We start from the raw sequence: 20,160 nt of genomic DNA, 5'->3' as shown, positions 1-20,160 counted from the left end.
GTTTTGTAAAGTGAATTTTAAACTAATTTTTAGATGCGGCCACAGATGCCTTTAGTTCAAGCTCTATACGTTTCTGAGAGTCTATATTGTAGACATATTTCGTACCCATTATATGGCCTGTCTTTTTATCCCGGTATAGAACTAAGGATATAAGGCGCCACTTAGGTTCACCATCAACCAACCGTTGATATTCAAAGAAAAGACTGGTATGCCCTTCACCGAATTTTTCCAAAAGCCACTCACGGTTCATAAAAGTCAAATAGGCTTCCTTATATTCTGGCAGTACCAATTCCTTCACCAGCCGTCTTATGCCTACCATATAATTTGTATCACTCATAATACCAGTGGCTACCTCCACCGTTGCCAGATCCTGGGCTGAAACAAAGGTCTCCTTGGTTATGTTAATATGTGATGTAAATACCAAATTATTAAGTATAGATTTCACCGAATCCGTCTCTGAGAACTCTTCAGGCGAATATGGCTCGTACAGATAATTAATATACTGAACCATAACCATCAATATCGGATGTTCATCAGTGTAGTCAAGGCTTCTGGATACTGTCATACAAACCCAACGATAAATATCTCCTACCATACGGCGATATTGGAATCGTAACGGATTATCCGACAAAGCAAGCCTCTCCGTCATGGTTTTCATATCCGTAAATTTCTTATAGGCCTGCAGCTCTTCCGGATGGATAAGATTATTATCTATAATATTGTGATTCCAAGTATCGAAATGCTTGGAAATATGATAGCCAAGATTCTCCTCCTCACCATCAATCTGGATGATTTCGCACATACCAGTATAACCATCCATTTTCACGATTGTCTTACAGGTTTTGTCGATTAAGTTCATGGTGTCCTGACGGGCAGCCACATCAGTATCGGCAATCTTCCAGGTGTACAGCACCCATGGATTGCTCTTGGAGAACACATTTGGCACTATACATTCGAAGGTAATCCAAACGTAACGCCCTTCCTTCATGCACCGCAAATGAACCCTGCGACGATGCTGTTTCTTGGCGATTTGCAGCTGAGTTGCCACGATAGAAGTCTCATGGATGAACTTATCACTATCACTATGATGTACCATGCCATTTTCAACATAGCGCTTTGAATAGTCCTCAATAGTTTGTGGACGAGGGCTCATCATTACGTCCTTCTCATCAGATTTCTTAATGAAGTGATATTCCCCTGTCCATGGATTTACCTCAGCAACCTTCCAGAAGTAGGCGGTAATATCCTGCAAGTAGGAACGGGTCATTTTCCGCTTGTGTATATTAGATGTAGTAACATTATTTTTATCGGAAATCAATGTCTCAAAGCTCTCAATGGACATTGGCTGATAGAAGTAATAGCCCTGAACGTACTCGCAGCCCATCATGGACAACAGCTCAATCTGTTCCAGGGTTTCAATGCCCTCCACAATAATTGGCAAATCGATCTGTCGCGCCATATCGATGATGGAATAAATAATGTTAATGCCACGCCCTCGATTACCATTGGAAAAATCCAGGAATCGCATATCCAGCTTCAACACATCTGCGTCAACGTCTTTAAGCATATTCAAGGAAGAATAGCCGCTGCCAAAATCATCAATAATAATCTTAAAGCCATTACGCTTTAGCGCCTCTTCCGTTTCCTTTACAACGCCTTCATTTTCCACATAAGCACTTTCAGTAATCTCTATCTCCAAAGTGCTTACAGGAATCTGGTACTTATGTACCATCTCAGTGAGAATCCGTACCACATCCATATTCTGGATATCAATACGGGACACATTAATAGAAACCGGAACCACTGGAAGCCCTGTATCCATCCAATGGCGTATGGTCTGACAGGTTATTTCCCACACATGCTGGTCCAGCTGCGTAATATAGCCATTCTTTTCCAGGAAGGAAATAAATTTACCAGGCGAAATCATTTCCCCATCGGCAGTTATCCACCGTACAAGGGCCTCTGCTCCCACGATTCGCCCATCCACAATCTGGCACTTTGGCTGGAGGTAAATGGTAAATTCGTTATTGGACATAGCACGCTGAATGCGAGGCATCAAATCAACAGTAGTAGCCAAGTCCCTGGCCATACCCTCGCTGAACCAATTAATATCGGCGTAAGAATAGATATAACATTTTCCAATGGCCATGATGGTATAATCATACATATCAATGGCATCAGTAGTATCATCCTCAGTATATTTGTAGGCACCCCAAACCGGACGGAACAACGGGTCCGTCATATATCTGCCTACAATCAGTTTAACGCTCTCGATGAGAGCATCAACCAAATCAGCATCTTCCTCAAAAAATACAGAAAAATAGTCATTGCCCATGTATCCGGCAATCATATCATGGTCATGACACAGCTGCTGGAAATATTTGCCCAGCTCTGCCAACAGAGCATTTCCCTTATCACGTCCGTACCATTTGTTGAAATACTGAAAGTTCAGTATATTCACGGACATCATAGTGCTACAAACAGGATTGCTCTCTATCTTTTCTGCTACAAGATCCCAATAAGAGCGCATCAGCGGTAAGCCCGTTAGCGGGTCAATATTCACTGCGCCCTTCATTTTTTTGGCAGTATTCTGCTGAACATTGTCGTTTTCGTTCATATCTGACACCCCTTTAGGTCATTCTACCATATAAGATAACGACATGGCTATTAATATGTAGGATGTTTTTCCCCGTCTTTTTTTACAATAATAAATAATGTATACATAATATAACTATTGCGTTATAAATATTGAAAGTGGTATACTAGTTAAGCATAGAATTTTAATGAGGTGATTTACTATGAAGGTTGGTATTTATGGTTACGGCAATCTGGGCCGTGGTATTGAATGTGCTGTAAAGAATAGCGAAGATATGGAGCTGGTGGCTGTATTTACCCGCCGGGACCCATCCACTGTTAAGATTCAGACTGCCGGTGTAACCGTTGCATCTGCCAAGGACGTGGAAAAATTTGCTGACAAGATTGACGTCATGATAATCTGTGGTGGCAGTGCCACTGATTTGCCTGAGATGACTCCTGCATTGGCAAAGCATTTTAATGTAATCGACAGCTTTGATACCCATGCCCGCATTCCGGAGCATTTTGAAAATGTAAATAAAGCTGCAAAATCAAGTGCCCATATTGCCCTTATTTCCGCTGGCTGGGACCCAGGTATGTTCTCCTTGAACCGCCTGTACGCCAACGCTATTTTGCCTAATGGCAACGATTACACCTTCTGGGGCAAAGGCGTCAGCCAGGGACATTCTGATGCTATCCGCCGTGTAAAGGGCGTAAAGAATGGCAAGCAGTACACCATTCCTGTAGACAGCGCACTGGCTTCTGTACGTGCCGGTGAAAACCCTGACCTCACCACCCGTCAGAAACACACCCGTGAGTGCTTCGTGGTGGCTGAGGAGGGTGCAGATAAGGCGGCCATTGAAAAGGAAATCAAGGAAATGCCAAATTACTTCTCCGACTATGATACTACTGTACACTTTATTTCCGAGGAAGAGCTGCAGAAGAATCACAGCGGTATTCCACACGGCGGTTTTGTATTCCGCACCGGTACCACTGGCTGGAACAACGAAAACAAGCACGTTATTGAATACAGTCTTAAGCTGGACTCCAACCCAGAGTTTACTGCATCTGTAATTGTAGCTTATGCCCGCGCCATTAACCGCCTCCATCAGGAAGGAAACATTGGCTGCAAAACTGTATTTGACATTGCACCTGCATATCTGAGCCCACTTTCCGGCGAAGAGCTGAGAGCCCACATGCTGTAATATTTTTAATCAAATGTTCCTCTGGAGCTGTGAAAAATCACAGCTCCTTTTTTTGTGCCTTATTTTTTTTATTATGTATACATTTGAATCCGAGCCAATATATGCTACTATTTACATAGGAATAATAATGATCTTGTTCATATGGTCACAATATGTGAAAGGAGTGGTTTTATGGATATAGTATTACTCTCCCGTTGGCAATTTGCCATTACTACCATCTATCATTTCCTATTTGTTCCTGTAACCCTGGGGCTAACCCTGTTTCTAGCCCTACTAGAAACCTGCTACGTCACCACAAAGCGTGCTCATTGGAAGGAGCCTTGTAGAAAGCTGCTAAAATTTTTCGGGGCTATCTTTTTGGTAAACTTTGCCATGGGCGTGGTCACGGGTATTGTTCAGGAATTTCACTTCGGTATGAACTGGTCCGAATACTCCCGTTTCATGGGGGATATTTTTGGTGCACCATTGGCCTTGGAAGCCCTCACGGCTTTCTTTTTGGAGTCGACATTCATCGGCATCTGGGTATTTGGCTGGGATAAGCTCCCGGAAAAGCTCCACTGTGCCTGTATATGGCTAGTGGCCATTGGTAGTAATTTATCGGCCTTCTGGATTTTAGTCGCCAATTCCTTTATGCAGCACCCGGTTGGCTACGCCATAGAAAATGGCCGGGCTATAATGACCGATTTTATGGCCCTTATTACTAATCCATACGTAATTGGTGAAATGAGTCACACCCTATTCTCTGGTATCGCTACAGCCGGCTTTGTCCTGTTAATTATCTGCTGCTGGAAATACGCTGTTGATGATGCGTCCAGAGAGGTATTCCTACAGGCCCTAAAGGCCGTCTCCATTTATCTGATAATCGGCATAATGGGGGCCATGGGCACAGGTCACGTCCATACCCAATATCTGGCAGAGGCTCAACCCATGAAGCTATCCAGCATGGAAGCCCTATGGGAGACTGAAGACCCCGCCCCATTCGCCATAGTAGCGGATATTAATCAGGAGAAACGGCAAAACGATACAGAAATAACGATTCCTGGCATGTTTTCCTTTATGCTGTACAACAAGCCAGAAGGGGCTGTGCAGGGAATAAATCAATTACAGGCCGCTGCAGAACAGCAATATGGTGCCGGCAACTATATTCCTGATGTAACCGGGCTCTTCTGGTGCTTCCGCCTGATGATTGCCTGCGGTGGTGCCATCGCCGGTCTGGCCTTCCTCATCGGTGGCTTGGCATGGGTAAAGCAGGATTGGTTATTAAAATACAAATATCTGCTGGCCCTTACGCCTTTCCTACTGCCATTACCATTCTTGGCTAATTCGGCTGGTTGGTTTATCGCCGAGGCTGGTCGCCAGCCATGGATTGTGGTCGGATTACAAAAGACTGCCGATGCGGTATCCCCTAATCTAACCCCTGGAGAGGTGTTCATCACCATGTCCGGCTTTACCATTGTCTATCTGATTTTGGCGATAATTGCTTTCTACGTTATATGCCGTATTATCCATCAGACTACCATTGATACGGCTAACGATGAAGGGAGGGCTTTATGATGGATTATAACGTACTTTGGTTTATCCTCATTGCGGTACTATTTACCGGCTTCTTCTTTCTTGAGGGGTTTGACTACGGAGTTGGTATTTTAATGCCCCTACTGACGAAGCGGGAGGAAGAACGCAGTCAGATTTTAGCCACCATAGCACCTGTTTGGGATGGCAATGAGGTGTGGATGATTACGGCCGGTGGTGCCCTGTTTGCCGCATTCCCCCATGTGTACGCCACCATGTTCAGCAGCTTCTACATGGCCCTCTTTTTGATGCTGATAGCCCTTATACTACGCGGGGCAGCCTTTGAGCTTCGTCACCGTCATGATTCTCTGGTTTGGCATCAGGTGTGGGACAAGGCTATATGCTTTGGCTCAGCTGTACCCGCTTTCCTTTGGGGTGTGGCGATGACTGACCTTATGGTAGGTCTCCCCATTGACCAAAGCATGATTTATCAAGGAACCTTCTTTGATCTGCTCACCCCATATTCTATACTGGGTGGTCTCATGACGCTGTGTCTGTTCACCTTCCATGGGGCAAATTTCCTGGCCTTAAAGCTGGACAACGAACAGCTTTATGTAGCCATTCGGCGTGCAGGTCTGCGTAGCTTCCTTGGTGCCTTTATCCTAACCCTAATTCTCCTGATTATTCCCATTACAAAGGGACTGCTGTCCTTCCAGTCAGCTGAAATTGTGGTGTTTGTGCTGGCAATAGCCCTTCTATTGGCCAGTGCCATTGATTTAAAGCACCTCCATGAAAAGCGGGCCTTTATTGCGACAGGTGGCAGTATTATCCTATTAACAGCCGGTTTCTTCTTGGCCATGTTCCCACGGCTTATGGTTTCCAATCTAAATCCTGACTGGAGTCTAACCATCACCAATGCCGCCTCCTCAGAATACACCCTGTCAATAATGACTGTTGCAGCTCTGTGCCTTGTACCAGTGGTGCTCATTTATCAAGGGTGGACCTATTGGACCTTTAGACATCGGATAAAAATTGATACACACCATGAATATTAAGTCATTTCCTATCAAAAAGCAGGCACTAATTACTACGTGCCTGCTTCAGCTTATAATTTCATTCTTAACTCTGGGTATAGCCTGGCAGCTTAACCAGGTGGTTTTTGATGTGTTCATTAATAATGATTATAGCTATACAGCAGTCACTTTGGGACTGCTGTTATTTTTCTTGCTGGTAAAATCTCTGCTAACCTTTTGCTTAAAAAAATCCCTCCATAATAGCTCCCAGCATCTCCAAATAGTATTACGCCAACGCCTCCACCACTGTATAGGTTATCATGCCCTGCCCAGCCATCGACTGCAGCTCCTCGCCTTAGACAGCGTTAAAGTCCTGGATAAGATATTTATTTTTATTGCTCCACCGATTCTATCCCTCATTTTTTTACTCCCCATAATCCTTATTACCATTCTTTATCTTTACCCATGGTCAGCTCTAATAATGATGATTACCCTGCCTATAGCTCCTATCCTGTTATGGCTTATCGGCCATATGACAAGACGTGCTACAGTAGACCAATGGAAGCAATTGGATGAACTGACCCTGGCCTTTAAAGACACTCTGGCGGGAATTATCAGCCTAAAAATTTTCCGCCAGGAAAACCGCCAAAAATCCCATTTAGCAACCCTTAGCCACTTATTTTCCCAAGCATCTCTCAAGGTCCTCCGTCTGGCCTTTATTTCCAGCTTTACTATAGAGCTTATTACTGCCCTTACCATTGCTATTCTGGCCGTATCCATCGGCTTTAGGCTATTATATGGGGAAATATCTTTTCAGCTGGCCTTTTTCCTTTTACTTTTATTACCAGAATTTTATCAGCCATTACGGCAAAGCGGTATGGCCTTTCATGCCTATATCGATGTAAAGACCGCCTGGAAAAATCTACAGGAAATATTCCACCAGCCAAATCAATCCATAACTGAACATCAGGATACACTACGCCTACCACCTGGAGTTCACCTCACCAATGCTTCCTTCACTTACCCCGATGCACCATTACCTACTTTGGAAAATCTATCTCTGGATTTTCCTGCAGGAAGTATCACCTGTATATATGGAACCAGCGGTATGGGCAAAACCACTCTCCTAAAGCTGTTGGCGGGATTACTCCAGCCACAGACTGGCCACGTCCAGCTGGAGGATAAAGAGCTAAAGCAAATATCCTTGGACAGCCGACATAAATTGATTACCTATGTTCCACAATCCCCCCATGTATTTCAAGGTTCACTGGCGGATAATATCTGCCTCTTTGAAAGGGCCTCCTATACTGATGAAATGCTGCTAAAAATTACTCAAATTATAAATGACGTGGGGCTTCATTTATCGCCAGATACTCCGTTAGGGGCCGGTGGGTTGAATCTATCCCACGGAGAACGGCAACGAATAGGCTTAGCCCGGGCCCTTTACCAAAATCGCCCCCTAGTCCTGTTAGATGAACCTACTTCAGGATTAGAAGCAAAGGAAGAGCAAAATCTCCTACAGCTGTTAAGCCAATTTGCCAAGGGGAAAACCATCATTGTAATTTCCCATCACCAGACCGTTCGTCAATGGGCCGATATTGCTATAGAGGTACATCATGAATAATATCCCTATACTAAACAAACTCATATCCATAGCTGGTACCAGTAATATGCTGTTAATGATAGCCGCCGGATTCCTTTCTGGTCTCACTGGCATTGGCCTTATGGGGGCCGCCGCCTGGATTATAAGCTATGCCGCCCTTCAGCCGCCCCTATATGCCCTGACCATCGGCATAACCAGCGTGCGCTTCTTTGGACTAAGCCGTGCAGCTACACGCTATCTCATGCGCCTTTTTTCCCACCAATTGGCCTTTAAAGCCTATGAGCAGCTACAATTGCTAATTTATGGGGCTATGTGCAAACAATTACCATTACGCACAGGGCTACCCCAGCAGGGCCAATACCTTCAACAACTCAGCCATGATGCCGAAACCCTGCGGGATATGTATATTCGCTGGTTTTTGCCTATTGCCAGCACAGGCCTATTAACTCTGTGCCTTACCCTATGGCTCCAGACCATTTCCATACCAGCAGCCTGTTTGCTATGCTTTCTGTTTGCCCTACATCTTATCATCCCAGCTCTTATGAGCAAATACACCAATGCTTGTCTCCAAGAAGCCTCTTATCGGGACAAGCTGGTGGATTATGCCATGGGACAGGATGAGCTGATAACCTCAGGCTCCATGAACAGCTTTATAGACGGTCTGGATAAAGCTGCTACTACTTACAGCTATGCCTATACACAGGTTCAGCTGCGTCAGGAAAGAATTGATACCCTTTTATCCTTACTTCGTCACGTAGGATTTATTATCTATATTTGCCTGCTCACCAATGCACTAAGCGTACATCTGTTGGAGCCTCGCTGGTTAGCTGTGTGGGTCCTGTTAGGGATGGGACTATTCGGCGAATTTTATGACCTGTCATCAGCAGCTCCCCACCTGCATAAAGCCCAAAAAGCTGCCCACCGCATATTTACTGCCGAAGATTTATCCAGCCATGATGACCAGCCCCTACCTTCCCCCACCATCACAGAGGCTCATGAAACCACGGATGCAATTCTCAGAGGTGAAGGAATAACCTTCACCTATAATGATGACGGACCAAATCCCACGCCAGTATTTTCCCCTCTCTCCTTTGCCCTTCCCCCTGGCGGAATGCTTGCTATTCGTGGGGACAGTGGCAGTGGCAAAACTACCCTGGCCCAGCTGCTACTCAAATTCTGGCCAGTAACCACTGGCGAATTGCACCTTGACCACATAGCTTATAATGAATGGCCTACACCTGAACTGCGTAAATATTTCTCAGCCTCCATTCAGCCTTGCCATATCTTTGCTGAATCCATCCGGGACAACTTTACCCGTCTCCACCCCCATATTACCGAGGAAAAAATATGGCATGCGTTAAATATCGCCCAGCTAGGTGATACCGTTCGCCAATTCCCTCTAGAGCTGGAGGAACCATTGGGAGAAAATGGCCATCGCCTGTCCGGTGGCCAACGCAATCGCCTGTTGACCGCCTTGGCCCTGGCCAGTGACGCCCCATATCTAATTTTAGATGAGCCAACTGACGGCTTGGACAAATACACCGCGGCTTCACTGGTGGATGCACTTATGGCCCATGCCCATGAAACGCAAAAAGCTCTACTGGTTATTACCCATGATGAGGAGGTCGCCAGGAAACTGCCTCAAGCAATTCACCTTACCCCGCCTGCTACACTATGACAAAAAAACCGAGGTGCCAGAATTTTACTGGTTCCTCGGTCTTTTTATTTAATTTTCTATTCCCTTGCGGGCCTTAACGCCCTTGGTATAATAATGACGGATTTCCTTCATTTCCGTAATCAGATCCGCCCTATCCAGCAGCCACTGTGGAGCATTTCTGCCCGTACATACCACCTCTGTGGATTTTGGCAATTCATCCAATAGGGGTTCAATATCCTGCCTAGTTAGTAGGTTGAAAAACAATGCTACATTTACTTCATCCAACACTAAAAGATCAGGATTCATGGCCAAAATTTCTTTTTTTGCGGCCTTGAATTCCTCCCCTATCATTTCCACATAACCCTTTGGTGGATGACCCGGCGGAAAAATCACCACCTTATCGCCCCACTTTGCCTTTTCCTCCTCAGACAGCATTCCCTCAGCCGCCACGAAGAAGGGCTTTCCCGTGGTTCTAAGCTGCAGCTTGGGTGAAAATCCTTTCAGGACCTCCTGCTCGCTATAGGCAAGGCTTTTCATAAACTGCAAAAAATACACCTGATGTCCGGCTCCCAGGCTCCTGATAGCCAGCCCAATAGCCGCCGTGGTTTTCCCCTTTCCCTTGCCTGTATATATCTGAAGCATACCAATCCTTCACTCCTAAGTGCACTAAATGTATAAAAGGCGTAACCCTTCAGCTACGCCCTAATTTATACTACTTAATATATGTTACAGTATCCTCTATTGGCTTTCTGGAAAAATGATTTGGCAATGGCTTGCCTTCCTCAGCTGCATAGCCAAGGTCCATAAGCATCAGCACTTCTTCATTTTCAGGCAAATCAAAGGCCTTGGCCACCTCATCAGGGTTAAAATAATTCAGCCAGCAGCTGTCTACGCCTTCATTAGCCGCTGCCAGGATCATGTGGGTGGTAACAATAGCCGCATCCTCAACACCGGAATCACGCTTGTCACCAGGATAGGTGAATACATTATTCTTATCGAAGGCCACAATCAAAACAGTAGGCGCACCATATCTGCAAGGCGTCACCTTGTCCACCTTTGCCAGAGCTTCCTCACTCTGAATCACATAAATGCGCTGCTCCTGAAGATTCTTTGCAGTTGGAGCCAGCCGCCCCGCCTCCAAAATGGCCTGCAGCTTTTCAGCTTCTACCTGACGATCACTGTATTTTTTACAAGAAAAACGATTCTGAACTACACTTTTGAATTCCATATAATAGCCCCCTCACTATTTTTTATAAAAATGGTACCCGTTAGTATTGGATAAATTATATAGCACAAAACCTACGAATGCAATAGGAAATAGCACGGCTCTCTTAAACAGAATCCCTTGATTTAACGGTGCTCACCGATGATTTTTTCCATCCAGATCATGTTGTACCAGCGACCAAACTTATAGCCGCATTTATAAAATGTCCCCACCTTGGTGAAACCCAGATGCTGGTGGAACAATTCACTGTTTCTGGTCAAATATTCATCTTCCTCAACAGGGTCCCCAATGCAGGAATACATATTCAAAATCCCCATTTCCTTTAGCTGCGCTTCCAAAGCATCATACAGCTTTCGGCCATAGCCCCGACCCTTGGCATCCTTATCAAGATAAATTGTCAGCTCGCAGGAATGGTCGTAGGCAGCCCGCCCGACAAAGGGATGAGCATAAGCATAGCCGTAAATAACCCCATTCTCCTCTACCACCAAATATGGATATTTTTTTAGTACGTCCTCAATACGCCCCCGAAACTCCTCCACTGAAGGCACATCATATTCCCAGGAAATAGCTGTATCCGTCACATAATAAGAATATATCTCCAAAAGGCGCTCCGCGTCATTTACCGTAGCAGAGCGAATTATTGCTTCTTGCATTTAGTCTTTCTCCTTACAAAATTTTGCATTGGTTATTATTTTAATTTATATCCAGCTTTCATCAGCACGGACATGGCTTTTCCCCATTTATGTTCTTTTACCAAAATATAATCTGTATTATATGTGGACATGGAGAATATACTGATACCATTTTCAGCAAGAATAGTGGAAATTTTTGCCAATACCCCCACCATGGAAAAATCCAGCATTCCATCAATGTAAAAGCCCTTCCAGCCATCTTCCCTGCTTATACAATTTTCAGGTGCCTGCTCCGTTTTGCATACAAGAGATATTTCATCATTGGTTTTGGCCAAAAAGAAAAAATCCTTTGTCATGTCTATTTCCGATATATCACTTACTTTACAAACTGTAATATTATCCTTAATTGCTGTCAGATCCATAATTATATAACCTCCATTTTCAAAAGCAATTGCTCAATACTTTTTCATTGAAAAGATGTTCTATCAGTCAACTCCCGGGAACGCATCTACAAATTTTATTTTTATGTCTGGAAAGCTCTCCACAAACTGAATGGTAAAATCCTCACCATATTCTACAAACTGCCACTCCCCGATTTTATCTGGAAATGCGTCAACAGTTTTCACCCGTATATCGGGAAAAGCATCCACCACTTTTACCTTGATATCAGGGAAATGGTCCACTACCTTTACCTTTCCATTGAGCCTGATGCCCTTATAATATCCGTCCTTGTTTATAACCGAGGCCGCCATGGTTGGAACCGAAACAGCAATAATCAGCAACGCCACAAATAGTGCAATTATTTTTTTAGCCATAATGATATCCTTTCTAATGAACCAGTGCTGTCATCTAAATTCTTTTATACCACTACGTTTAGCATATTCCCACATATTGATTTGCTAACATATGTTTGGTATAATATCGCTGGGTGCTGTTTGGCGGTTTATTTGCCCTCTTTATTAAGGGGGTGATGCCCATGAACGACAGTGTTATAGTGGTTTTACTATTAATTCTGCTCATCATCATGGAAACAAAAAATAACCGCTCCTAGTCCGGCCAGACCGAGCGGTTATTCCGTGTAAAAACGATTAACTACGAGGGCGACCGCTAGGCGGCACCTTTTTTCTAAGCACATTATAGCATTTGCATAATTTATCAGCAAGTGCTATTTTTTTACATAAATATAGACTATGCCTCAATCTAAAAGCATCTATTATAAACGTGCTCACATAATATACTCCGCATGTATACAAATTTTAACTTTACTTTTCTAAATTATTTCGAATTTCTTTCCTTATTCCTGCTGAAAGAAGCATCTCCCGTTCACAATTGACTCAAAAATTGGGTATTTTTCGTTCGCCAGTTTATACCGAAGCCAGTGCCGCAGCATACAGCTTCATAGAAGCTTGTATAGCCAACAAAATCGATACCAAGGAATATCTGGAATCACTGTGGGCATAGGTACCACCATAACGACCTGATTTGGATACTATACCTATAGCATTTGTTGAACTAATCCATTTTTGAGGTGACAGAGTAAATGCATTTGAACCAGAATGATTTTTAAAGTCCTCGAAATCGGAGACTTTAAAATTATCATTATGTAATTGCTCCCATACCCCTAAATATTCGGTTGTATTGTATTGCCTCAGCCAATGTTCTACAGTTACAGCCGGACGTTCACTTTTGTATTTAGCAATATCCGTAAGCGAAATATAATCATCACCCTTACTGGATAGTTTGGCCCTAATGGTTAATACTTTTACATCAATACTTCTATTTACTATTGTCATCATTTTTCCTCCTATAAGCTCACTTTATATCTGGTAAATTTCCCAGATAATAATTATACTACCGAACAAACAATCTATTAACTACGTTATACAAAACTTATGTTTTGTATTCAACCATGATTTTTTGCTTTTCACAACACAAAAATAAGGCCTTTGCCTGCTGTAGGATCAAATCCCGCAGCACTGCAAAAGCCTTTTTATTATGCTAATTATTTGCCTTTTCCCTTAAGAGCGGTAGTCACAGATAGCCTCATACATTCTATCAAGGCCCTTGGCGATTATTGCCTGTGGCATAGCCAGGTTCAGGCGGATATAGCCCTTGGCATTTCCTACAAAAAGGTCGTCGCCACCTTCCAGGAGCACTCCAGCTTTATTGGCAAAGAAATCCGCCAAATTTTCCACTCCCGGCAGACACTTCCCCATATCCACCCAAGCTAAATATGTGGCATCAGGTATTTTAAATACCGCTTCTGGCAGCTTATCCTTTAGGAAATTATCCACATATCGGAAGTTGGCATCCAAATATTCCTTAAGCTCCTTCAGCCACTCTCCACAATGCTCATAGGCTGCCTGATGAGCTGCAATGGAAAGGGGATTCAGCATGCCAATATTCTTGTCCCTTCCCTTAAAATCTTGTCGCAGCTTTTTGTCACGAATAATAATATTAGAAAACATCAATCCGGCCATATTGAAGGTCTTGCTGGCAGACATACAGGTAATCAGCCTTTGATAATCGGGCATAACTTTGGCGGTAGGAATATGCTTCACCCCTGTACGCAGTAAATCACAATGAATTTCATCGGAAACAATCCACAAATCATTTTTCTCCACTATTTCCGCTACACGCTTCAATTCAGCCTCAGTCCACACCCGCCCCGATGGATTGTGAGGATTGCACCAAATAAGTAGCTTCACCTTTGGATCAGCAGCGATTTTCTCAAGGTCATCAAAATCAATACTGAATTCCCCCTTCTCCTTTAGAAGAGGTGCCTTAATATACTCTACACCATTGTATTCTGCGGCGTGCTGAAAATATCCATAAGCCGGGGTATGAATAATAACCTTTTCATCCTTTGCCACCAACAGCTCTATAAGCTGATACAAAGCAGGAATCACCCCTGCTGAAAAGGTCAGCTCCTCCTTTGGGAAGCTCCAATCATACATTTTATTACACCAGGCTGCAAAGGCATTATAATAATCATCCTTAAACATCATGGTATAGCCCATAATACGGCGGTCCAGACGCGATTTTACAGCATCAATAATAGGCTGAGGCGTAGCAAATTCCATATCTGCCACCCACATCCGCACAAAATCTTCGTCCTTATATGGAAAAACCTTCTCGGGCCCCGCATGGAAAATATAGCCCCTAAAGCCATCAGTATTCAGTGCATTGGTATTCTGCCGATCCACTATTTCATCAAAATCAAACTTCATTTTACCTCTCCCCTCGTTATCCAACGGAATACCTAAATATATGCTATCTTAAAAATAATTCTGGCTGAGCTCCACCAGACCATGCTCCAATAACCGCCAGAACTCCCTATAGGTCAGCTTCTCTCCGCTTACAGAAAACAGCATATTATTGTGGGTCCAATGGGCAGCATAGTCAATCGGCATATCCTTCTCGTAATAAATCTCCGCTATAGCTACAGACAAACCATTGATTTTTTCCTTGTTCCAGGTAGCTCCATATATGCCGCTGATATTGTCATTCGTCAGCTCTGTGCAACGGGCTGTGCGAAGGCGGAATTTTCCCGCTGGCTGACTATCTGAACAATACTCTATATCTATTATGTCACCGCCTATGACCCAGACCTGATTTACATGATAGCCACTTATGGATGGAAGGTATAAAGGCTGAAAACCAGCTTCTGCCTTTGCCTCTGCCACAGTATTATAAGACACCATAGGGTTTGGCATTCCAACCATTTTTTCAGCTGCACTGGCCGTGCTAATGCAGAAAGTTCCTATAGTTAATACGGATAATAAGCCAATAATCTTCTTTTTCATGACGAAATCCTCCTAATTTTTTTCTGTAATACAATTATTCCCAAACTTTATAAAATGATTATTCCACCTACATGGAAAAATTCCTTCTACTTTTTCCAGATAAATATTTTTCAAATCAGTAACACTTTTAAACCTATATGGATATAAAAAATAGTAGTAAAATTATACTCCAAAGGAGGTTGTCTAAAATGATGATTATTCAGTTGCTTTTAACTGCTATCATATTGGGAATAGTTTATAAGAAAATGCTGAAATGGGAATGTGATATGTCCATTAATAAAAAGCAGGCATTTGTACCAATCTTTTTAGGAGTTCTTGCCACTATGCTAACCCTGGTATTTGCATTGGGAATTGCCTTTACGTTTATGAACATGGGGTTTACCATAGAAAATATACAAAATGTGGTTATAAAATCTTTCGTAACATCCTTTTGGCGAGCCGGATTAATTGAGGAAATATCCAGATTACTGATGATTATTTTGGCAATATGGTTATTTAAGCCTAAAAATATTTATGAATACATTTTGACTGGTGCCGCGGTGGGTATCGGTATTACCTTACTCGAGGAATTCGTCTATGGTGAGGACATCGAAGGCCTGTTAAGATTAATTACTCTTGGGGTTCATACCATATTTGGTATCATCATGGGTAAGTATATCGGTATTGGACAGTACAACAAGAAAAATGGTCTTCCATATAAGCTCCAATATCTGATTGCCTTTTCTGTACCAGTGATATTACATACCATTTATGATGTCTGCACCGTATTCAATCCAGCCATCTTTATCAATAACATAGATGATGAAAGGACAGGAATATGGATTTTAGCTGGTTTAGTCTGCCTCGTCTTTACCACAATTTTCCAGTTTATTGCAATAAAGCGCGTGAAGCGTGATGCAGAGAAATACTCGAAGATGCTGATGTAAATTGCTTTATGACAGCAAAAAGGCACCTTGCTATATATCTCATGTGATATATGGCAGGTTGCCTTTTATTTTTTTATGTTTTTTAAATGTTATTTAATACTTTAAAAAACGTTTATTTGAATCTATATTGTTGTTGGCACATACTTAGCCTTACAGATGGTCTGGGTCAGGGTGCCCATTGGACAAAAGACGCACCAGGAGCGGGGCTTATATATCAGCATGGCGGCAATAGCAATAATTTCAGAGGTAAGCATCAGGCTATATAGCCCGAAAGCAAACTGGGCCACCCATGGGGTAATTCCCGCAGAATATGTCCAGTTCCATGGCAGCTGGAAGGTCCACAGCACAGTTACTGCCTCCTGAATCCCCTGTATTTCACTGCCCACCAGCCAGGATACATAGATGATATTGAAGAACATGGCGAAAAAGAAAACCATAAAGCCATATCTGAAAGCCTTGCCCTTCATCCAGTCCGGCATTTCCCGACGGAGGGAGAGTCCCACCTGACTTCCCATTACCCGCAGAAATTGGCCTCTATCACAGTAGCGGTTGCAAAATAGCTTGTTGCCGCCCCCAATGGCAAAAATCAGTGGCAGGCAGAAGCTGATAAGCCCCAGCCAGGCAAATAAAATGTTCACAAATCCTAAAGAAAAATAGATGATGGACCAAATCCAAAGATAATGGTACCAATGGCGTTGCTGCTTCTTCACGACCGCACCTCCACCCTAATGGCCGATGCAGGACACTCCTTAGCACATATTCCGCAGCCAACACATTTTTCTTCTGTAGGCTTGGCAAAGACGCCACTGACTATTTCCATAGCGCCAGTGGGGCAAACGTCTGCACAGGTTCCACAAGCCACACACATATTGCTATCCACCACCGCATGACGGGGTGATAATTTTCCCATGATTAAAGCTCCTCCTCCTGATCAGTTCTGTATATCCAGGGCAAACCATCTGGCATAGGAGAAGCCACCCATCAGATTACGCACTGTAAACCCGTGTTGTGTAAGCATTCTTTCCATATAATAGCCGTTGATTCCCACCCGGCAGCTAACGATAATAGGACGATTTTTATCCAGCTTATCCAGCTGAGTTCTTAGCTTAGGAGCCGGAATGTTTACAGCCCCCTTTATATGGCCTGCCGTAAACATTTCAGGATTTCTCACATCAATAAGGAGTGCCCCCTTATTCAGCTCAGCCTCCAATTCATTTGGCAGAAGCGGATTCGTCATCCCCTGTATAATGTTATCTGCGTAGTATCCCGCCATATTTACAGGGTCCTTGGCTGAGGAAAATGGTGGAGCGTAGGCCAGCTCCAAATCCATCAAATCCTGCACAGTGCCACCAAAGCGAATCACGGAGGCGATTACATCAATGCGCTTGTCTACACCCTTTGGGCCAATGGCCTGGGCTCCCAGCACCTTGCCATCCTTCATGCTGAAGATCATTTTCAAGGTAAAATTTTTGGCTCCTGGATAATAGGTGGCGTGATCTGCCGGGAAGGTAACCGTAAATCTGTAGTCCTTACCATACACCAGCCCCTGTCTCTGAAGGGCCCTTTCATTCATGCCGGTGGAGGCCACTGTAAGTTCAAATACCTTCAAAATTGAGCTGCCCACAAAGCCACGATATTTTCTCTGGGCACCGTTTATATTATCAGCTGCCAGCCGTCCCTGACTGTTAGCAGGTCCTGCCAAGGCCAGTGAACCAGCTTCACTGGTTTGCCCGTTATAGGTCTGCACAGCATCTCCTACAGCGTAGATATCCTTGAAATTAGTCTGCATATATTCATTTACAACGATATAGCCCCTGTCATTCAAGTCAATACCGCTATCCTGCAAAAATCCCGTATCCGGGCGCACACCTATGGACAGTACCACGAAATCTGCCTCCAGCATCTCCCCGGAGGAAAGCTCCACCTTAATGCTGCCATCCGGCTCGTGATGAAATTCCTTCACACCGTCACCCAGCTTTAGATTTACCCCATTGCTTCGCAGTTCATTTTCCGCCTGCACCACTATATCCGTATCAAAGGGCGCCAAAATATGAGGTGCCGCCTCCACAATAGTTACCTCCAGCCCCTGCTGTCTTATATTCTCTGCAGACTCGATGCCCACAAAACCACCACCTACGACCACAGCTCTGCCGGAAGGATAGTCGTGGCTCAGCTTATGAAGAATATCTGCATCCGGCACATTCCTAAGGGTAACAATATTTTTATGCTCAATACCCGGAATCCCCGGAGTTAGAGGCTTAGCACCCGGAGCCAGCAGTAAAGCATCATAGTGCTCCTCATACTGGGTATCCCCAAATCTCACCTGTACTGATTTAGCTTCAGGATTCACGGAAACCACTTCACTATAAATCCGTACATCTATATTAAATAGTTTCTTAAATGCTGCTGGATCCATAACCAGCAGGTCGTCCCTATGCTGAATTGTGCCTCCCACATAATAAGGCAGCCCACAGTTGGCAAAGGAAACATCCCCGCCCCGCTCGAACATTATAATCTCTGCATCTTCTTCAAGACGACGAAGTCTGGCAGCCGCAGTTGCGCCGCCGGCCACACCACCAACAATTAAATACTTTTTCATATCAGTTCACTCCTAAAATTTTCAACAAGCTCCTAAGTTTTTCAACAAGCTTAACATCATAAAAATAATCACTGAGAAAATAAACAGGATAAAATTGCTTTAACCCGTTCATCCTTCAATCTATAAGTAATCTCCAAACCATTTCGCTCTCCCTCAATAATTCCAGCCTGGCGTAATTTACCCAGATGCTGGGAAACGGTAGACTGGGGCACCTCCAGACAGCACTGCATGTGGGTCACATTGCAGCTGCCACTGCGCCAAAGGCCACGGGCTATACAAAGGCGAACGGGATGGGCAATAACCTTCAAAAGCTCTGCCTGCTCTTCCAAAAATTTCATATCTTCAATCATTAATTTCGCCTCCTAATTTAATATATTTATATATTACGTTTTTTGAATATAGTTGTCAAATTATTTTTCAAACAAAAATCCGGACCCATAAGCGGATCCGAATTGTATATGTTTTGATTGGTATGAAATTTTAAAAATCAGACGTTATGGGACCATTTTTTACAGGCTTCCTCATAGCTTTCACACTCCATGGTAAAGCCCCTGCCGCTTACCTCAGAGGTATCGGAGACTATCATGAAGGCCTGGGGGTCATAATGATCCACTATAGCCTTCACCTGGGCCACCTGAGTAAGGCGCACCACTGTGAACAGAACATCACAGCTTGCCCCGGACATTCCGCCCCGACCATTGATGTATGTTACCCCGCGATGAATTCCGGACATTATTTCATCACATATCTCGCTGGACTTAGGTGAAATAATCACAATGGATTTTTCCCTGTTAAAGCCTGCCACCACGCGGTTGGTAAGCTCAGCAGTTACATATATTCCCGCAAAGGACAACAGGGCCTCCTCCAGCTCAAACATAAATGCAGAGGCTGACACAATGGCAAAGTTCAGTACCGCCACCGCAGTACCCAAATCCACAGAGTAAAACTTCTTTATAACTGCCCCCAGCACGTCCAGGCCCCCGGTATTGGCATTGGCACGGAACACCAGACCGAAGCCGATACCGCTTAATACGCCGCCAAATACTGCGTTTAAAATGGGATCAGCACATACCTTCCATTCAATAACAAATGCCGTAGCATCAAGGATAAGAGAAAAGGCCACTGTGCCAATAATGGTATCCATGAAATAGCGCTTGCCGAAAATTCTATAGGCCAGGTATAAAATTGGCAGATTATACACCAGATTCTGGGCACCCACCGGCAACCCCGTCAGATAGTACACGATCATTGAAATACCGCTGATACCACCTGTGAGGAGATGGGCCGGTATAAGGAATAGGTTAAATCCCATTGCCGTTATAAAACATCCCAATAAAATCAGGCAAAGTCTCAAAATAATCTTAACTGCCGATTTTGTCATATACCACACCTGCTTTCCCAACAAAACACC

Annotated in this window: 20 protein-coding genes; 6 read left to right on the top strand and 14 right to left on the bottom strand. The window is 43.9% G+C overall.

Annotation, left to right across the window (positions count from 1 at the left end):
• Window positions 1-22 precede the first annotated feature (22 nt).
• On the bottom strand, window positions 23-2,617 hold the full coding sequence (locus T355_RS14665; RefSeq protein WP_027396680.1) for an EAL domain-containing protein: 2,595 nt from the start codon (window positions 2,615-2,617) through the stop codon (window positions 23-25).
• A gap of 181 nt (window positions 2,618-2,798) precedes the next feature.
• Here T355_RS14665 and T355_RS0104340 point away from each other — a divergent pair, with 181 nt between their 5' ends.
• From T355_RS0104340 to cydC, 5 genes are all read left to right on the top strand, one after another.
• Window positions 2,799-3,779, top strand: a complete 981-nt coding sequence (locus T355_RS0104340) for a diaminopimelate dehydrogenase (RefSeq protein WP_027396679.1) — start codon at window positions 2,799-2,801, stop codon at window positions 3,777-3,779.
• 171 nt (window positions 3,780-3,950) lie between these two features.
• Window positions 3,951-5,333, top strand: a complete 1,383-nt coding sequence (locus T355_RS0104335) for a cytochrome ubiquinol oxidase subunit I (protein ID WP_027396678.1) — start codon at window positions 3,951-3,953, stop codon at window positions 5,331-5,333.
• On the top strand, window positions 5,333-6,343 hold the full coding sequence (gene cydB / locus T355_RS0104330) for a cytochrome d ubiquinol oxidase subunit II (protein WP_027396677.1): 1,011 nt from the start codon (window positions 5,333-5,335) through the stop codon (window positions 6,341-6,343). Before T355_RS0104335 ends, cydB begins: the two co-directional genes overlap by 1 nt.
• Window positions 6,333-7,925: an ATP-binding cassette domain-containing protein gene (locus tag T355_RS0104325; RefSeq protein ID WP_037329792.1), complete on the top strand. Its 1,593-nt coding sequence runs from the start codon at window positions 6,333-6,335 to the stop codon at window positions 7,923-7,925. The genes cydB and T355_RS0104325 overlap by 11 nt, the downstream gene beginning before the upstream one ends.
• A complete protein-coding gene (gene cydC, locus T355_RS0104320) occupies window positions 7,918-9,582 on the top strand; it encodes a thiol reductant ABC exporter subunit CydC (protein WP_037329791.1) in 1,665 nt (554 codons plus the stop codon). The genes T355_RS0104325 and cydC overlap by 8 nt, the downstream gene beginning before the upstream one ends.
• A 48-nt stretch (window positions 9,583-9,630) precedes the next feature.
• On the opposite strand, the gene T355_RS0104315 is transcribed toward cydC, so the two are convergent.
• From T355_RS0104315 to T355_RS13540, 8 genes are all read right to left on the bottom strand, one after another.
• On the bottom strand, window positions 9,631-10,203 hold the full coding sequence (locus tag T355_RS0104315) for a cob(I)yrinic acid a,c-diamide adenosyltransferase (RefSeq protein ID WP_027396674.1): 573 nt from the start codon (window positions 10,201-10,203) through the stop codon (window positions 9,631-9,633).
• Window positions 10,204-10,273: 70 nt separating this feature from the next.
• Window positions 10,274-10,789 carry a nitroreductase family protein gene (locus tag T355_RS0104310; protein ID WP_027396673.1) on the bottom strand — a complete coding sequence of 172 codons (516 nt, stop codon included), beginning with the start codon at window positions 10,787-10,789 and terminating at the stop codon, window positions 10,274-10,276.
• A gap of 122 nt (window positions 10,790-10,911) precedes the next feature.
• Window positions 10,912-11,439, bottom strand: a complete 528-nt coding sequence (locus T355_RS0104305) for a GNAT family N-acetyltransferase (RefSeq protein ID WP_027396672.1) — start codon at window positions 11,437-11,439, stop codon at window positions 10,912-10,914.
• A gap of 35 nt (window positions 11,440-11,474) precedes the next feature.
• Complete coding sequence (locus T355_RS0104300; RefSeq protein ID WP_027396671.1) at window positions 11,475-11,840, bottom strand: ACT domain-containing protein; 366 nt, start codon at window positions 11,838-11,840, stop codon at window positions 11,475-11,477.
• Window positions 11,841-11,903: 63 nt separating this feature from the next.
• The gene (locus T355_RS0104295) at window positions 11,904-12,233 is read right to left on the bottom strand and encodes a hypothetical protein (protein ID WP_027396670.1); all 330 of its coding nucleotides are present in this window, start codon (window positions 12,231-12,233) and stop codon (window positions 11,904-11,906) included.
• Window positions 12,234-12,782: 549 nt separating this feature from the next.
• A complete protein-coding gene (locus T355_RS13545; protein WP_081777612.1) occupies window positions 12,783-13,214 on the bottom strand; it encodes a KilA-N domain-containing protein in 432 nt (143 codons plus the stop codon).
• 222 nt (window positions 13,215-13,436) lie between these two features.
• The gene (locus tag T355_RS0104285; protein WP_027396669.1) at window positions 13,437-14,648 is read right to left on the bottom strand and encodes a MalY/PatB family protein; all 1,212 of its coding nucleotides are present in this window, start codon (window positions 14,646-14,648) and stop codon (window positions 13,437-13,439) included.
• A gap of 48 nt (window positions 14,649-14,696) precedes the next feature.
• The gene (locus T355_RS13540) at window positions 14,697-15,224 is read right to left on the bottom strand and encodes a hypothetical protein (RefSeq protein WP_037329843.1); all 528 of its coding nucleotides are present in this window, start codon (window positions 15,222-15,224) and stop codon (window positions 14,697-14,699) included.
• Window positions 15,225-15,412: 188 nt separating this feature from the next.
• Between T355_RS13540 and T355_RS0104275 the strand changes: the two genes are divergently transcribed.
• Window positions 15,413-16,150, top strand: coding sequence for a PrsW family glutamic-type intramembrane protease (locus T355_RS0104275; RefSeq protein WP_027396668.1), 738 nt, complete (start codon window positions 15,413-15,415; stop codon window positions 16,148-16,150).
• A 122-nt stretch (window positions 16,151-16,272) separates the two neighbouring features.
• On the opposite strand, the gene T355_RS0104270 is transcribed toward T355_RS0104275, so the two are convergent.
• The 5 genes from T355_RS0104270 to T355_RS0104250 all read right to left on the bottom strand — a co-directional run bounded on the left by T355_RS0104270 (window position 16,273) and on the right by T355_RS0104250 (window position 20,130).
• Window positions 16,273-16,860: a hypothetical protein gene (locus tag T355_RS0104270; RefSeq protein ID WP_027396667.1), complete on the bottom strand. Its 588-nt coding sequence runs from the start codon at window positions 16,858-16,860 to the stop codon at window positions 16,273-16,275.
• Window positions 16,857-17,060, bottom strand: a complete 204-nt coding sequence (locus T355_RS0104265; RefSeq protein WP_027396666.1) for a 4Fe-4S binding protein — start codon at window positions 17,058-17,060, stop codon at window positions 16,857-16,859. Before T355_RS0104265 ends, T355_RS0104270 begins: the two co-directional genes overlap by 4 nt.
• Window positions 17,061-17,081: 21 nt before the next feature.
• Window positions 17,082-18,749 carry an FAD-dependent oxidoreductase gene (locus T355_RS13535; RefSeq protein WP_037329789.1) on the bottom strand — a complete coding sequence of 556 codons (1,668 nt, stop codon included), beginning with the start codon at window positions 18,747-18,749 and terminating at the stop codon, window positions 17,082-17,084.
• A 68-nt stretch (window positions 18,750-18,817) separates the two neighbouring features.
• Complete coding sequence (locus tag T355_RS0104255) at window positions 18,818-19,099, bottom strand: ArsR/SmtB family transcription factor (protein ID WP_027396665.1); 282 nt, start codon at window positions 19,097-19,099, stop codon at window positions 18,818-18,820.
• Between the two features lie 137 nt (window positions 19,100-19,236).
• Window positions 19,237-20,130 (bottom strand): YitT family protein, encoded by an 894-nt coding sequence (locus T355_RS0104250; RefSeq protein ID WP_027396664.1) that lies wholly within the window; start codon window positions 20,128-20,130, stop codon window positions 19,237-19,239.
• Window positions 20,131-20,160: the final 30 nt, after the last annotated feature.

This window comes from Anaerovibrio lipolyticus LB2005, assembly GCF_000621545.1.
Lineage (GTDB): Bacteria > Bacillota > Negativicutes > Selenomonadales > Selenomonadaceae > Anaerovibrio > Anaerovibrio lipolyticus_A.
Note: the sequence above shows the minus strand (reverse complement) of the source record. Positions and strands in the feature narration are given on the sequence as shown.